Below are 14,516 nucleotides of genomic sequence, written 5' to 3'. Positions count from 1 at the left end.
TATTGTGCTTAAAGCGAGGAAGACGGAATGAACATTTTATTCATGGGTCCTCCGGGGGCCGGTAAAGGTACGCAGGCAGAACGTATCGTTGTCGAGTTCGGTATTCCGCACATCTCGACAGGCGATGCATTCCGTCTTGCGATGAAACAGGGGACTCCGCTCGGTCTTAAAGCGAAAGAGTATGTCGATCAAGGCAAACTCGTTCCCGACGAGATCACGAACGGTATTGTCAAAGAACGTCTTGCTCAAGACGATTGCAATAAAGGTTTCTTGCTTGACGGTTTTCCACGTACGCTGCAGCAAGCCGAAGCGCTTGATGTTATGCTTACTGAACTGAGCCTCAGCATTGACCATGTTGTTAATTTGAAAGTTGACCGCGGCTTGCTGCTTGCCCGTCTGACTGGCAGACGCATTTGTAAAGCTTGCGGCTCGACATACCATGTAATGTTCAACCCACCGAAACAAGAAGGCGTCTGCGACAAATGCGGCGGCGAATTGTACCAACGGTCGGATGACACGGAAGAGAAAGTCGGAACGCGTCTTGACGAGTATATCTCGAAAACCGCGCCGCTTCTTGACTACTACAACGGTAAAGGTCTACTTCGCGAAGTCGACGGCGAGAAGGAAATCGATACGGTTACGGCCGAGATTGTTTCCTGCTTGCGAGGTTCATTGTAATGATCATTTGCAAATCCGATTCGGAGCTGCGATATATGAGGGAAGCCGGTCGCATTGTAGCGGAGACACATCGGATTATGGCTGAAGCGGTAAAGCCCGGGGTTACGACCCAGGAGCTCGATCAGCTGGCCGAGGCGTACATCCGCAGCCAAGGCGCTGAGCCATCCTTCAAAGGTTACAATGGTTTTCCTGCCAGCATTTGCGCTTCTGTAAATGACGAGCTGGTACACGGTTTTCCCGGACCTCGTAAGTTGAACGAAGGCGATATTATAAGCATCGACATTGGAGCGCAATACAAAGGCTATCATGGCGACTCGGCCTGGACCTATCCGGTCGGCAACGTATCGGATGAAGTCAAGCGGTTGCTTGAGGTGACAGAAGAATCTCTGTACGCAGGGCTTAATCTGATCCGCCCAGATGTTCGTTTATTTACAATATCGCATGCGGTTCAACAGGTTGCCGAAGCGGCGGGCTTTTCGATTGTACGGGAATTTGTCGGACACGGTATTGGCAAGGACCTCCATGAGGAACCGCAAATTCCGAATTACGGCATTCCGGATCGCGGGCCGCGTCTTAAGCCAGGAATGGTGCTTTGCATCGAACCTATGGTCAACATCGGCGAACGTTACGTTCGCACGCTTGAAGACAATTGGACGGTCGTAACGGAAGACGGCTCTTGGTGCGCTCACTTCGAGCACACGGTTGCCGTAACGGAGGACGGATTCGAAATTTTGACGAAACTACCGAAGTCGGTGTAATCTGTTATGGATAAGCAACCGCAAATCGGTCAAATCGTTAAGGTGCTTCGGGGCAAAGATGAGAACAGCTACGCTGTTATTATTGAAATTGTTGACGAACGCTTCGTACTGATCGTCGATGGCGATAAGCGCAGGTTTGATCAACCGAAGAAAAAGAACGTTCTGCATCTCGAGTTACAACCCGCTATAAGCAGCGAAGTTACAAGCAGCTTGCTTGAAACGGGCAGGGTGACCAATGCCAAGTTACGTTATGTGATTCAGAAGTACGCACATGCGAAAGGAGAATGACGGTGGCTAAGGAAGACGTCATTGAGGTCGAAGGTACGGTAATCGAACCGCTGCCGAATGCCATGTTCAAGGTGGAGCTGGAGAACGGTCATCAAATTCTCGCACATGTTTCCGGTAAGCTCAGAATGCACTTCATCCGTATTCTGACTGGGGACAAAGTGGTTATACAGTTATCGCCTTATGATTTATCAAGAGGGCGCATCACCTATCGGAAGTAGGCCGCCTCGCGGTTTGCTCTCGAAGGATTCGGGAGGTAATTCACAATGAAGGTTAGACCTTCGGTAAAGCCGATTTGCGAAAAATGCAAAGTCATTCGTCGCAAAGGCAACGTTATGGTAATTTGTGAAAATCCGAAACACAAACAAAAACAAGGATAAAAGGAGGGACAATGGCTTATGGCACGTATTGCTGGTGTAGATATTCCGCGTGATAAACGCGTTGAAATCGCCCTGACGTACATTTTCGGTATTGGCAAAACAACTTCGCAAAAGATTCTGGCTTCTACTGGCGTGAACCCTGATACTCGCGTTCGCGATCTGACAGAAGACGAACTTGCTAAATTGCGCGAAGCAATTGACAAATCCGTTAAAGTGGAAGGCGACCTTCGTCGTGAGATTTCGCTTAACATTAAACGTCTGATTGAGATCGGCTGCTACCGTGGCGTTCGTCATCGTCGTGGCTTGCCTGTTCGCGGTCAACGTACGAAAACAAATGCGCGTACGCGTAAAGGTCCTCGTCGGACTGTAGCTAACAAGAAGAAATAATAAAGGGGTGAAATAGGGCAATGGCAAAACCTAAAAAAGTCGTTCGTACAAAACGTCGTGACCGGAAAAATATTGAGTCGGGCGTAGCACACATCCGTTCGACATTCAATAACACGATCGTAACGATCACTGACCCTCATGGCAACGCAATCTCTTGGGCAAGCTCCGGTAACCTGGGCTTCAAGGGTTCGCGTAAATCCACGCCTTTCGCAGCGCAAATGGCAGCTGAAGCAGCAGCTAAAGCAGCGATGGAGCATGGCATGAAAGCAGTTGAGGTTATGGTTAAAGGTCCTGGCGCAGGCCGCGAAGCAGCGATTCGTTCGCTTCAAGCAGCAGGTCTGGAAGTTAACCTGATTAAAGACGTAACGCCAGTTCCTCACAACGGATGCCGTCCGCCGAAACGTCGTCGCGTATAGTTGGATCCGCTGTGGTATCAAATAACAACAACTTGTGAATAATGGTTGTGAAGGTTTGGCATACTACGAGATTTGACTAAACAATACGAATGGTAACGGAGCGACGTTTGAAGGAGGGTACTATTAGTGATTGAGATCGAAAAGCCGAAAATCGAGACCGTAGATTTGAATGAGGATGGAACATACGGGCGTTTCGTAGTAGAACCGCTCGAGCGTGGATATGGCACGACGCTTGGAAATTCGCTTCGCCGAATTTTGTTGTCATCGCTGCCAGGTGCGGCAGTAACATCTGTTCAGATCGACGGAGTGCTTCACGAGTTCTCTACGGTTCCTGGAGTGATCGAGGACGTAACTGAGATCATTCTGAACTTGAAAGGCCTCTCGTTGAAAATCCACTCCGATGAAGAAAAGGTGTTGGAAATCGACGCTGAAGGCGAAGGAATCGTTACGGCAGGGGATATTCGAGCTGACAGCGATGTCGAGATTTTGAACCCTGATCTTCACATCGCAACCTTGGCCTCCGGCGCGCGGCTCCATTTGCGAATTTTTGCCAATCGCGGACGTGGTTACGTCCAGGCGGACCGTAACAAACGGGACGATCAACCGATTGGGGTTATTCCCGTTGATTCGATTTACACGCCAATTACCCGTGTCAATTACAGCGTTGAAAATACCCGCGTTGGTCAAGTAACCAACTACGACAAGCTTACGCTTGAAGTATGGACTGACGGCAGTATTAGACCGGAAGAGGCTGTAAGCCTTGGCGCTAAAATTTTGACAGAGCATTTGGACCTGTTCGTCGGATTGACCGATGAAGCCAAAGACGCGGAAATCATGGTCGAGAAGGAAGAGGACAAGAAAGAGAAAGTTCTGGAGATGACAATCGAAGAACTGGATCTGTCTGTTCGTTCCTACAACTGCTTGAAACGTGCAGGCATTAACACTGTTCAAGAGCTGATCACGAAATCCGAAGAGGACATGATGAAGGTTCGTAACCTGGGCCGTAAATCCCTCGAGGAAGTTCAAGAGAAGCTGGAAGAGCTGGGTCTTGGCCTGCGCATGGAAGAGTAGAAGCTTGAACATCTAGAACAGACTATAGGCAAGGGAGGGGAAAACAAAATGGCATATCAAAAATTGGGCCGTGACGCTAGCGCGCGGAAAGCATTGTTCCGTGACCTCGTTACTGACCTGTTCCTGTATGAGCGCATTCAAACAACAGAAGCTAAAGCGAAAGAGGTTCGTTCTATCGCTGAAAAGCTGATCACGAAAGCGAAAAAAGGTGACTTGCACGCTCGTCGTCAAGTAGCTGCATACGTTCGTCGTGAAACTGTTGATGGAGAGCAAGATGCAATCCAAAAGCTGTTCTCCGAGCTGGCCACCCGTTACTCGGAACGTGCGGGCGGATACACACGGATTTTGAAACTGGGACCTCGCCGTGGCGACGCTGCGCCTATGGTGTACCTGGAACTGGTTGACCGTGCGTAACACAAGCGTAATCAGCTCGCCGCTCTAAGCGGTTGAGCTACGTTTCGCGGTGAGAAAGGGTGGACCCTTGAGGCCACCTTTTTTTATTGCCTGTAGTGAAAAGGGCTATGGGGGTGTCGAGTGTGCTGCATGAAAGGTTTGTCCTCCGATCGCTGTTGTTCACAGATTTCTTCATTACAACACGCTTAAGCGGTTGAAATCTGTGAACAAAGGCGAACGCTACGCTTCTCCGGACAAAACCTTTCATTCCGCACACGACTACCCCGATAGCAAACCTTTTCAAACAGGCAAGAAAAAAGTGCGGCCGAAAAGGGTCCACCCTTTTGAATTAAGGGGATTGAATGTTAATTACGTGAGTTGTTAACAGATGGGGAAGTGATGAAGGATGAGGAATATAGCAGCGACGATAAGCTACGACGGGACGGACTTTAACGGGTTTCAGTCTCAGCCGTACGGACGGACCATCCAGCAAGAAATCGAACTGGCAATCAAGAAGCTGACCGGCGAGAATATTATTATTCTCGGATCGGGCAGAACGGACGCCGGCGTGCATGCCATGGGACAAGTATTCAACTTTCTGACGGAATCTACGATTCCGGCCGAGCGTTGGGCCATTGCCCTGAATACGCGCCTACCGAAGGATATCGTTATTCTCGAAGCGCATGAAGTACCGGAAGCTTTTCACTCCCGGCGTTCAGCGAAGCGGAAGACGTATCGCTATACGATTGACATGGGGAAGTTTCCGGATGTGTTCTATCGCCGTTATGCGTTCCATCATCCTACACCGCTTAATGTTGAAGCCATGCAGAAGGGACTTAGCTTCCTTGTGGGGGAACATGACTTCACTTCATTTACGTCCATACACTCGACTAAGCCGCATCATGTTCGGACTATCTACGAGGCTTATCTCGAGCGTGAAGGGCAAATGCTCCATATGTATATGACAGGTAACGGATTTCTCTATAACATGATCAGAATCGTGATGGGCACGCTGCTTCATGTCGGCCACGGCAAGCTGAAGCCGGAAGATATGGCGCGCATATTGGAAGGCCGCAAGCGTTCTCTTGCCGGCCCAACGGCGATGCCTCACGGTCTAATGCTGATGAAGGTTGAATACCCGGAATAAAAGCGAATTAACAATTAATAACTTCTTGATTTAGGCCATTATCTATAGTAGAATATAACTTGTGCTTTCTTAGTGGCTATCCCACAGCCCCGACTAAGACTGACACAAACTTGGCATGCAACACCCGATTCAACTAACTGTAAAAACGTGAAACGTTGTTTAATAAAACTTTAACTGTAATGGAACTAAGGAGGATCATCCATGCGTACTACGTATATGGCTAAGCCTAATGAAGTTGAGCGTAAATGGCACATCATCGATGCTGCTGGCAAAACGCTTGGCCGTCTGGCTACTGAAGCTGCTAGCCTGATCCGCGGCAAGCACAAACCGCAATTTACTCCTCACGTTGATACTGGTGACTTCGTTATCGTAATCAACGCAGAGAAAATTGTTCTGACTGGCAAGAAAATGCAAAACAAAATGTACTATCGTCACTCGGGCTACTCTGGCGGTTTGAAAGTAACGCCAGCTCACGAAATGATCGCTAAAAAAGCTGATCGCGCTATCGAATTGGCTGTTCACGGCATGTTGCCAAAAACTCGCCAAGGTAACGCAATGAAGCTTAGACTTAAAGCATACGCTGGTTCGGAGCATCCGCATCAAGCACAAAATCCAGAAGTTTACGAACTTCGCGGCTAATAAGGGGAGGACAGTTTCATGGCACAAGTACAATACTATGGAACCGGTCGTCGTAAACACTCTGTTGCACGTGTACGTTTGGTGCCGGGTGAAGGACGAATCATTGTTAATAAACGCGACCTGAATGAATACTTTGGTCTGGAAACATTGAAGCTGATCGTTAAGCAGCCATTGGTTCTGACTGAAACTTTGAATAACTACGACGTTATCGTTATCGCTAACGGCGGCGGTATGGCTGGTCAAGCTGGCGCTATCCGCCACGGTATCTCCCGTGCTCTGCTTAAAGCAGACCCTGAGTTCCGTCCAGCTCTGAAACGTGCTGGCTTCCTGACTCGTGACCCACGCATGAAAGAACGTAAAAAATATGGTCTTAAAGCGGCACGTCGCGCGCCACAGTTCTCGAAACGTTAATATCGAAACCAAACACCTTCTCTGCTTGCGGAGAGGGTGTTTTTTGTTTCCCCAAAGAGTGCATGTTCATTTGGATCCGCAGACAAAACTTTATTTCATTTTGGTTAAAACTATTATTGATCATTTGCGTATTAGAACGTATACTTTAATTAATAGCATATGAACTTACTTGGAATTACAAATGGAGGGCAAAACCATGAACCTGTTTGAAAAAGAAGCATTGGTTAAGCAAAAAGCGGAAGAGCTTGAAAATGCGACGCCACAAGAGATTTTGGCCTATGCAGTCGAAGCATTCCCTAATATTACGTTTGCTTGCAGCTTTGGTGCGGAAGATGTTGTACTGGTCGATATGCTGCAAAAAATCAGCCCGAAAACAGATATTTTCTACCTGGATACAGACTTTCACTTTAAAGAAACGTATGAGACGCGTGACCGCATGGTAGAGCGTTACCCAGGTATTCCATTTGTTGAAGTTAAACCGCTGATCACGCCCGAAGAGCAAGCAGAGCGGCATGGCGCCGAGCTGTGGAAATCCGACGCTAACGCTTGCTGCAACATCCGTAAGGTTGAGCCGCTGACAAGAATTTTGTCTAAATACGAAGCATGGATTACGGGGATCCGTCGTGACCAAGCTCCAACACGCGCCAATGCGAAGAAGGTTGAATATGATACTAAATTCGGTCTGATTAAATTCAATCCAATTGCCGGTTGGACTTCGGAAGACGTATGGAATTATATCCGTGAGAACGATGTAATCTACAATCCACTGCATGACAACAACTATCCAAGCATTGGCTGCGAGTATTGCACGCGACAGGTTATGCCTGGCGAAGACCCTCGCGCGGGACGTTGGTCCGGTCAAGAGAAAACCGAATGCGGTCTGCATAAATAAGATCGTTAAAGCACTTGAAACAGCCGGCAATTGGGGGCCACGAACCCAAGGAGGCTAACAGCAATGAGTCAGATTTTACCGCATGGCGGCGAGCTCGTTAATCGTCTCGCTAGTGGCGAGCAGCGCGAGGCGCTTTTGGATGAAGCGAAGGTTTTGAATACAATCGTAATTAATAAATGGACGGTATCTGATCTTGATCTGATTGCTGTTGGGGCATTCTCGCCACTTACCGGCTTCATGAACGAGGCAGACTATCGCTCGGTTGTAGAGCTAATGCGTCTTGCTGACGGTACGGTATGGAGTATTCCGATTACACTCGCCGTAGAAGAAGCAAAGGCTGCGGAGCTGCAAGCAGGTACGCGTGCTGCCCTTGTAGGGGAAGACGGTGTTACTTACGCGATTATCGATGTAGAGAGCATCTACGCGGTTGATCGGAAGGTAGAAGCGGTTAACGTATTCAAAACCGACGATCCGGAGCATCCAGGCGTTCAAAAGCTGCTTTCCCGTCCATCTACTTATGTTGGCGGCGCCATTACGGTTCTGAACCGTCCGCAGCCTGACAAATTCGGCGAGTTCTACTTCGATCCATCGGAAACTCGCCTTATTTTTGCTGAAAAAGGCTGGAAAACCGTTGTTGGCTTCCAAACGCGCAACCCGGTTCACCGTGCGCATGAATACATTCAGAAAACAGCGATGGAAATTGTTGATGCTCTTTTCCTGAACCCGCTTGTGGGTGAGACTAAATCCGATGACGTTCCCGCAAACGTACGGATGAAGAGCTATCTAGCTCTGCTCGAGAACTACTACCCGCAAGACCGTGTATTTTTGGGCGTGTTCCCGGCGGCTATGCGTTACGCAGGCCCGCGCGAAGCGATCTTCCATGCGCTTGTTCGCAAGAACTATGGCTGCAGCCACTTCATCGTAGGCCGCGACCACGCCGGCGTAGGCGACTACTACGGAACTTACGAGGCGCAGGAGCTGCTAAAAACAATCCCAGCCGATGACCTTGGCATTACGCCGCTGTTCTTCGAGCACAGCTTTTTCTGCACGAAATGCGGTAACATGGCTACTACGAAAACTTGCCCGCATGGCAAAGAAGATCACCTGACGCTGTCGGGGACAAAAGTTCGCGCACTGCTGCGCGACGGCGTTTCCCCTCCGCCGGAATTCTCCCGTCCGGAAGTGGCAAAGATTCTGATTGAAGGCATGGCACCGAAACCGGTCTAATTAAATTAATGCGGCTAAGCAAAGTCTAACTGCAGCTTGGCCATCATAAACAACCACCTCGTCCCATATAAATGATAAGGAGATCATTTGTATGGGAACGAGGTGGTTTTATTTATGCGCCGAAAACGTGTGGTCGTATGGATGACCTATAAAGGAGCGCTCCGCATTGCGGGTGGCATGGCAGCGCTTGTGTTGACCTGGGTATTGCTTACTCAAGGAGGCGAACCGGTATCCCGAACCTGGGGTTATTGGACGCTGCCTTTATCGGGGAAAACAATTGCGATTGATGCGGGTCATGGAGGCGTTGACGGTGGTGCGGTAAGCAAGGAGGGGGTAGTGGAAAAAGACTTAAACCTCGCGATTGCGCTGTACCTCAGAGATTACCTGCAGCAGGCAGGGGCTATTGTGCTGCTTACCAGGGCAGGGGATTACGATCTGGCAGGGCAGGATACGAAGGGGTATGCCAAGCGCAAGACGGAGGATTTGCTGAAGCGTGTGGCCAACATCAAGGAGAGTAAGCCAAGCCTTGTCGTCAGCATTCATATGAACAGTATTCCTTCCGCTAAATGGTCGGGAGCTCAAACGTTTTTTAACCCGGCTAATCATCCGGACAACCAGGTGCTTGCCACGTTTATACAAAACGAGATCCGACGCAATCTGGAAAACACGAGCCGGGTAGCCATAAAGGATAAAAATAACGTGTACCTTCTTAAAGCGCTGGATGACATTCCGACGGCACTTGTTGAAGTCGGATTCCTGTCCAACCCGGGTGAAGCCGCGCGTCTGGCCGATTCCAATTACCAGCGCCAGGTGGCCGCTTCAATCTATCAGGGCATTCTCCGTTATTCCTCGGGGGAAAAGCTGAGTACGGGTACAGCGACGGATGCTGCCTCGGACTTGGAGGCTGAACCGGCAAATTAACCTTGTCCCGCTTAATATGTTATAATCATTTTAAATAAGCAGCTACTATTACGCTTACACCTACAACTACTCTCTTACATAAAGGTGGGACTCATTCATGTTGACACGTGAACAAGCTCTGGAGGCCGTCGGTTCTGTGACGGCCCAATATAACGCGGATTCCGTTACCGTCCGCGATGTTGTTGTGAAGGACCGTCAAGTATCGATGACGGTCCTGACAGCCAGCGAGGACATTCGTCCCTCGCTGGAAACCGCGCTGCGCGCTGCGCTCGCGCGGGCTGGCGCCGAAACCGTGCATTGCCGGTTTCGCGCGCTGGAGGGCGGCGCAGGCGCAGCTGCCGCGCCGCAAGGACAAGCCGCCGGCGGCAAAGCCCAGCCGGCCGCGGCAAAGGGCCCCGTACAAGGGCACGGGGCCGGAATCGAAAGCCCGCTGCTTGCCGCCGGCAGCGGCACTCAATTCATCGCCGTCGCCAGCGGCAAAGGCGGCGTCGGCAAATCGACGGTGACCGTCAATCTCGCGGTCGCCTTAGCCCGCAAAGGCAAACGCGTCGGCATCATCGACGCGGATATTTACGGCTTCAGCGTGCCCGATATGATGGGCATCGAGACGCGCCCCGAAATCGTGAACGAGCGCGTTATCCCAATCGAACGCTATGGCGTCAAAGTCATGTCGATGGGCTTCTTCGTGGAAGACAACAGCCCGATCGTATGGCGCGGGCCGATGCTGGGCAAGATGCTTCGCAACTTCTTTGCCGAGATCGAATGGGGCGAATTGGATTATCTTCTCCTTGACCTGCCTCCGGGCACGGGCGATGTGGCGCTCGACGTCCATCAGATTATCCCGCAGAGCAAAGAAATTATCGTAACCACACCTCATGCGACAGCGGCATTTGTAGCGGCCCGTGCAGGCGCGATGGCCATCAAAACAGAGCATGAGATTATTGGCGTGGTGGAGAACATGTCCTATTACAAATGCAGCAAATGCGGCGAACCGGAGTATATTTTCGGACGCGGCGGCGGCGCCCATCTTGCGGAATCCCTGCATGCGGAGCTGCTCGCCCAAATTCCGCTGGGACAGCCGGATAATCATATTTCCGAGCCGGATTTCTCGCCTTCGGTATATAAAGCCGAGAGCGAGACAGGCGCGCTCTATTTGGATATTGCCGAACAAGTTATTCGAAAATGCGGCCGTTAATTTCAAAAATAAAAGCCCGGATAGGGAAGAGAGCTTAGGCTCTCGACCCGGTCCGGGCTTTTTTATGCATGTATAACTTTCATTTCATCTATGTCACGGTTAAGTCGAAGAATCAGAGCCGTCTCCTTCACCGCTGCCGCCATCATCGCTTTGTTTTTGATCCCCGGAGGAACTGTCGTCGCCACCGCCGCCGCTTTCTTGCGATTTCTTGTCAACCTTTTCATCCGGCTTTGGTTTAAGCTCTTCCTGTACTGCTTTTTTCATCAGATCCAGAACTTCCAGACGGAAGAGAGGGTTTTGCATCGATTCTTGCATCAGAGACATAACCTGCTTCTTATATTGCGTGCTTTGCAGCACTTCAAGAATCATTTTGTCCATTTCAGGCGTTTTGAACGCTTTGATCATTTGCTCTTGGTACGTCGGGTCCTTCATCAGTTCCTTGTGAATGTCCTTGTTCTGCTTGTTTACGGCCTTGGCGAATTCACCGGCAAAACGGGTATCCGTCATTAAAGTCCGGATGACCTTGTCGTATTCCGGAGAAACCATTACGTCTTTTACGGCAAGGCGCACCTGCTCCTGATCCTGTACAGACAACAGCTTGGTTCCGCTGCCGTTATAGCCGGACATTTGCTGGGCAGATTCCTGCAGAGCTTTTTGAGCATCTTCGGTTTTCAGTATGTCAATAACCATCGACTTCATATCCTTATAGCTGATCTGTTGGTTGTTGCCTCCTGAAGATTCCGCACCGCAGCTTGTTAAGACAAATGTTAGGGCGGAAAGCGCCGTTAATAAAGCCAATCGCATGCGCATGCTCCCACGATCTCCCTTCTATGATTACCACTGCTGTATTTAAACGTAGTATGCGTTAAAGTTCACGGGATTATCATGGCTTTGTAGTTAGCTTTTTATGACGAACGTGGTAAAATAATGGTTGGCACAGGAAAGTGCTTACAATGGCACGGTCCTCGCCACACATGAAGGAGGATAACGGAATTATGAATTTGAAAAGATGGTTTTTTCTTTTTTGGACCTGCATGGCCGTCGGGGCTGTCGTTTCAGTCATCAGCGGATTGATCATGCAATGGACGGACCCGTCCTTCGGATTTATGGGGCTAGAGGCTGCCGGATTCAACGCCTTCATGATGGCGATGGTCGGCTTATTGATAGGGGCATTCAGCCAAATGGGTTTTTTTGCATACCTGACCCTGAATTACATTGCATTAAGCATTTTCCGCAAAAGCTATCTCTGGAACGCTCTCCAGGGCTATACGACGGTGTTTGCCGTATTTGGCCTCGGTTATATGCTTTATGAGCAGCGGACCAACAACTGGTTCTTCTGGGTGCTGCCGCTTGTTCTTTTGATCTGCTCCTTGGCCGTGGCCTACGTCAAAGCCAAGCAGACCAAACCAAGCGCATTTGTGCCAACCGCGTTTTTGATGTTTTTTGTTACCTTCGTGGAAGCTTGGCCGGCTCTTCAAGGGGAGACCAACATTTCGGCTATCGTCTTTATGATTATCCCTTTATTTGTCTGCAATGCTTACCAAATCCTCATGCTGCACCGATTGCTTCAAAAAAATACAACAACCGACTCTGCAACATCTGCAAAGCCGGTCGCGTAATAATCAATAGCCAGTATCCGCTGCTGCCATTGCATCTTCGAGTCCAAGCATCGTAAGAGAGGTCGTTTTGTCCTGAACAGCGCGGCCTTCCGACTCGGTTTGATTAATCAGCTCCGATACGGTTACGAATTCATAGCCTTTCGCACGAAGCTCATCGATGATTACAGGTAGCGCTTCATGCGTTTGTTTCACCGAATCGCTGGCGTGCATAAGAATAATGTCTCCATTATGGGCACGGCTTACGACACGGTTGATAATCTTGTCCGTTCCAATGTTCAGCCAGTCCATAGAATCGGTATCCCATTGGATTACTTTGTAGTTAAGCTCTTCCGCTATACGAAGAACGCGTTTGTCGAAATCTCCGTTAGGGAGGCGAATCAGGTTCGGCTGCTTGCCGGTCAGGTCGGTGAGGATCGTATGCGCGGTTGTAATTTGCGTACGGATCTCTTCATCGCTAAGCTTGCTGTAGTTATCATGCTTGTGGCCGTGGCTGCCGATCTCAAAGCCGTCATTCACGATATCTTTGACAATGTCGGGATGAGACTGGCTCCAAGGCGAAGACAGGAAGAAGGTTGCCTGGGTAACCCCTTTGTCTTTCAATACCTTCAGAATCGGTTCCGTACGCTTGTCCCCCCAGCTAATGTCGAATGTCAGGGCTACGACCTTCTTATCCGTAGGGACACTGTATATTGCGGCCGGCTGCTGTGGTGAGAACACCGTGATGTTGTCTCTTTCTGCGTAAATAACCCCTACAGAGAATACGAGTGCGAGAACAAGAAGGAAATTGCGTTTTAATTTTCGTCCGTTCAGTACATAGAAAAAGTTCATCTGATAAGGCTCTCCTTTCTATTGGAAGCTTGTTCTAGTACAATCCTATGCTCGTACACATCCAAGATATTCATGCTTGTTCAAACCAATTCATAAAGAAGTTACAAAGGAGAGAAGAGGCATGTTTCGCTGGTCTGAAATAAAAGCCCATTTCAAAATCATGAATCCCTACATCGCGTTTGGATTCATTTTGTTTTTTGCCGGACTTGTCGTCGGAGGAACCAACAGCGCATTTAGCGATTATCTCGAGCAGCAGCTAAAAGCACTCGGCAGCGTGGCTGAATCTTTGGAGCAGACGGAGAACCCGACGCTTGCCTTTATGGTCTTTATCTTTTTAAACAATGCGATCAAGTCCATCTTTATCATCTATATAGGTGCGATCTTCGGGATCATCCCGATTTTCTTCCTGGTTCTTAACGGCATGGTTGTAGGCTTCTTGCTGCAGCATGTGGCAGAGACGCAGGGGACTGGGGATATGCTAACGGTTGTATTGGGGCTGCTGCCTCACGGAATAATCGAGATCCCCGCGATCGTAGTGGCATGCGCCTATGGGATGAAATTTGGCGTTCTTTTGCTTAAGGCAATAGGAAGGATCGTTATTCCGGGGAAGGAAGCGGGCAAATCCGGCCGGGAGATCGAATATTTCATGATTAGGTCCGTCCCGGTAGTCGTTATGCTAACGGTGGCATTGCTTATTGCGGCGGTAATTGAAAGTACAGTTAGCGTTTGGGTAAGTTCGTTGTAATATTTTTCCGATTAATTGAGCATAACAGTAAGGCGGCGTCGTGATGCGTAATCGCAAGACGCCGCTTTTATTTTCGATTGCCGCAGCAAAACTTAGCTGCAGGGCCAATACAGCTTAGGAGGGCGCACATTAGTTATGCTAGGAATTCTATTCAACGACAAAGAATGCAAAGAACTCGATTACGTCCTGCGCAAAGAATTAGATGAGATGCTGCTTGATCTGAATGACAATCGTTTAGACGGAGATATTAAGCAAGCTATTACAAGACGGTATAAGATTATCTTCCGTATGTATGCCCGTATCGCATCTCCGAAAGAGCTATCCCGTTACGCATTAAACGTGCGAAATTACCGGTAGAAAAATCCAGTAAAAAAAGTTTAAAAAAAGGGTTGCAATCCTATAGACGTCCATGATATATTATCTCTTGTCGCCGCTGAGAAACACGCGAACGACACGAAAAACAAATTGTTCTTTGAAAACTGAACAACGAGCGAAACTGCCCCGTTAGAAATAACGGAAAAGCG

General features: G+C 49.2%; 21 protein-coding genes. 19 read left to right on the top strand and 2 right to left on the bottom strand.

All coding sequences use genetic code 11. The annotated features are described in order from the left end of the window. The first annotated feature begins 27 nt into the window (after nucleotides 1-27). The 16 genes from WFJ73_RS31050 to WFJ73_RS30975 all read left to right on the top strand — a co-directional run bounded on the left by WFJ73_RS31050 (nucleotide 28) and on the right by WFJ73_RS30975 (nucleotide 10,800). Nucleotides 28-678, top strand: coding sequence for an adenylate kinase (locus tag WFJ73_RS31050; protein ID WP_336776716.1), 651 nt, complete (start codon nucleotides 28-30; stop codon nucleotides 676-678). Further along, nucleotides 678-1,436, top strand: a complete 759-nt coding sequence (gene map, locus WFJ73_RS31045) for a type I methionyl aminopeptidase (RefSeq protein WP_336776715.1) — start codon at nucleotides 678-680, stop codon at nucleotides 1,434-1,436. The genes WFJ73_RS31050 and map overlap by 1 nt, the downstream gene beginning before the upstream one ends. 6 nt (nucleotides 1,437-1,442) lie before the next feature. Next, complete coding sequence (locus tag WFJ73_RS31040) at nucleotides 1,443-1,724, top strand: KOW domain-containing RNA-binding protein (protein WP_015847201.1); 282 nt, start codon at nucleotides 1,443-1,445, stop codon at nucleotides 1,722-1,724. Between the two features lie 2 nt (nucleotides 1,725-1,726). Further along, nucleotides 1,727-1,942, top strand: a complete 216-nt coding sequence (gene infA / locus WFJ73_RS31035; protein ID WP_015847200.1) for a translation initiation factor IF-1 — start codon at nucleotides 1,727-1,729, stop codon at nucleotides 1,940-1,942. Between the two features lie 45 nt (nucleotides 1,943-1,987). Beyond that, nucleotides 1,988-2,101, top strand: a complete 114-nt coding sequence (gene rpmJ, locus WFJ73_RS31030; protein WP_003333770.1) for a 50S ribosomal protein L36 — start codon at nucleotides 1,988-1,990, stop codon at nucleotides 2,099-2,101. 18 nt (nucleotides 2,102-2,119) lie between these two features. Next, nucleotides 2,120-2,488 carry a 30S ribosomal protein S13 gene (gene rpsM / locus WFJ73_RS31025; RefSeq protein ID WP_015847199.1) on the top strand — a complete coding sequence of 123 codons (369 nt, stop codon included), beginning with the start codon at nucleotides 2,120-2,122 and terminating at the stop codon, nucleotides 2,486-2,488. A gap of 20 nt (nucleotides 2,489-2,508) precedes the next feature. Next, nucleotides 2,509-2,904 (top strand): 30S ribosomal protein S11, encoded by a 396-nt coding sequence (rpsK, locus tag WFJ73_RS31020; RefSeq protein ID WP_015847198.1) that lies wholly within the window; start codon nucleotides 2,509-2,511, stop codon nucleotides 2,902-2,904. 126 nt (nucleotides 2,905-3,030) lie between these two features. Beyond that, nucleotides 3,031-3,975, top strand: coding sequence for a DNA-directed RNA polymerase subunit alpha (locus WFJ73_RS31015; RefSeq protein WP_015847197.1), 945 nt, complete (start codon nucleotides 3,031-3,033; stop codon nucleotides 3,973-3,975). Nucleotides 3,976-4,023: 48 nt separating this feature from the next. Further along, nucleotides 4,024-4,389, top strand: coding sequence for a 50S ribosomal protein L17 (gene rplQ, locus WFJ73_RS31010; protein ID WP_091190749.1), 366 nt, complete (start codon nucleotides 4,024-4,026; stop codon nucleotides 4,387-4,389). Between the two features lie 385 nt (nucleotides 4,390-4,774). Next, nucleotides 4,775-5,515 (top strand): tRNA pseudouridine(38-40) synthase TruA, encoded by a 741-nt coding sequence (gene truA, locus WFJ73_RS31005; RefSeq protein ID WP_336776714.1) that lies wholly within the window; start codon nucleotides 4,775-4,777, stop codon nucleotides 5,513-5,515. Between the two features lie 201 nt (nucleotides 5,516-5,716). Continuing rightward, on the top strand, nucleotides 5,717-6,154 hold the full coding sequence (rplM, locus tag WFJ73_RS31000) for a 50S ribosomal protein L13 (RefSeq protein WP_127497518.1): 438 nt from the start codon (nucleotides 5,717-5,719) through the stop codon (nucleotides 6,152-6,154). Nucleotides 6,155-6,172: 18 nt separating this feature from the next. Continuing rightward, the gene (rpsI, locus tag WFJ73_RS30995; protein ID WP_127497520.1) at nucleotides 6,173-6,565 is read left to right on the top strand and encodes a 30S ribosomal protein S9; all 393 of its coding nucleotides are present in this window, start codon (nucleotides 6,173-6,175) and stop codon (nucleotides 6,563-6,565) included. 196 nt (nucleotides 6,566-6,761) lie between these two features. Beyond that, nucleotides 6,762-7,457, top strand: coding sequence for a phosphoadenylyl-sulfate reductase (locus WFJ73_RS30990; protein WP_336776713.1), 696 nt, complete (start codon nucleotides 6,762-6,764; stop codon nucleotides 7,455-7,457). A gap of 63 nt (nucleotides 7,458-7,520) precedes the next feature. Next, the gene (gene sat, locus WFJ73_RS30985) at nucleotides 7,521-8,684 is read left to right on the top strand and encodes a sulfate adenylyltransferase (protein WP_336776712.1); all 1,164 of its coding nucleotides are present in this window, start codon (nucleotides 7,521-7,523) and stop codon (nucleotides 8,682-8,684) included. Between the two features lie 114 nt (nucleotides 8,685-8,798). After that, complete coding sequence (gene cwlD / locus WFJ73_RS30980; protein ID WP_336776711.1) at nucleotides 8,799-9,605, top strand: N-acetylmuramoyl-L-alanine amidase CwlD; 807 nt, start codon at nucleotides 8,799-8,801, stop codon at nucleotides 9,603-9,605. A 97-nt stretch (nucleotides 9,606-9,702) separates the two neighbouring features. After that, nucleotides 9,703-10,800 (top strand): Mrp/NBP35 family ATP-binding protein, encoded by a 1,098-nt coding sequence (locus WFJ73_RS30975; protein WP_336776710.1) that lies wholly within the window; start codon nucleotides 9,703-9,705, stop codon nucleotides 10,798-10,800. A 99-nt stretch (nucleotides 10,801-10,899) separates the two neighbouring features. Here WFJ73_RS30975 and gerD read toward each other — a convergent pair whose 3' ends face one another. Then, entirely contained in the window at nucleotides 10,900-11,610 is a 711-nt protein-coding gene (gene gerD, locus WFJ73_RS30970) for a spore germination lipoprotein GerD (protein WP_336776709.1), read from the bottom strand. Between the two features lie 185 nt (nucleotides 11,611-11,795). On the opposite strand from gerD, the gene WFJ73_RS30965 reads away from it, so the two are divergent. Then, nucleotides 11,796-12,419, top strand: a complete 624-nt coding sequence (locus tag WFJ73_RS30965; protein WP_201008882.1) for a KinB-signaling pathway activation protein — start codon at nucleotides 11,796-11,798, stop codon at nucleotides 12,417-12,419. Nucleotides 12,420-12,422: 3 nt separating this feature from the next. Here the strand turns inward: WFJ73_RS30965 and pdaB are convergent, their stop codons facing one another. After that, nucleotides 12,423-13,247 carry a polysaccharide deacetylase family sporulation protein PdaB gene (gene pdaB / locus WFJ73_RS30960; protein ID WP_336776708.1) on the bottom strand — a complete coding sequence of 275 codons (825 nt, stop codon included), beginning with the start codon at nucleotides 13,245-13,247 and terminating at the stop codon, nucleotides 12,423-12,425. Between the two features lie 121 nt (nucleotides 13,248-13,368). Between pdaB and WFJ73_RS30955 the strand changes: the two genes are divergently transcribed. Further along, a complete protein-coding gene (locus tag WFJ73_RS30955) occupies nucleotides 13,369-13,992 on the top strand; it encodes a stage II sporulation protein M (protein ID WP_336776707.1) in 624 nt (207 codons plus the stop codon). Nucleotides 13,993-14,127: 135 nt separating this feature from the next. Continuing rightward, nucleotides 14,128-14,349, top strand: a complete 222-nt coding sequence (locus tag WFJ73_RS30950; RefSeq protein WP_015847185.1) for a hypothetical protein — start codon at nucleotides 14,128-14,130, stop codon at nucleotides 14,347-14,349. The last annotated feature ends 167 nt before the right edge of the window (nucleotides 14,350-14,516 follow it).

Source organism: Paenibacillus sp. MMO-58 (assembly GCF_037146255.1).
Taxonomy (GTDB): Bacteria; Bacillota; Bacilli; order Paenibacillales; family Paenibacillaceae; genus Pristimantibacillus.
The sequence above is the reverse complement of the archived record's forward strand: the minus strand, read 5'-3'. Positions and strand labels throughout refer to the sequence as shown.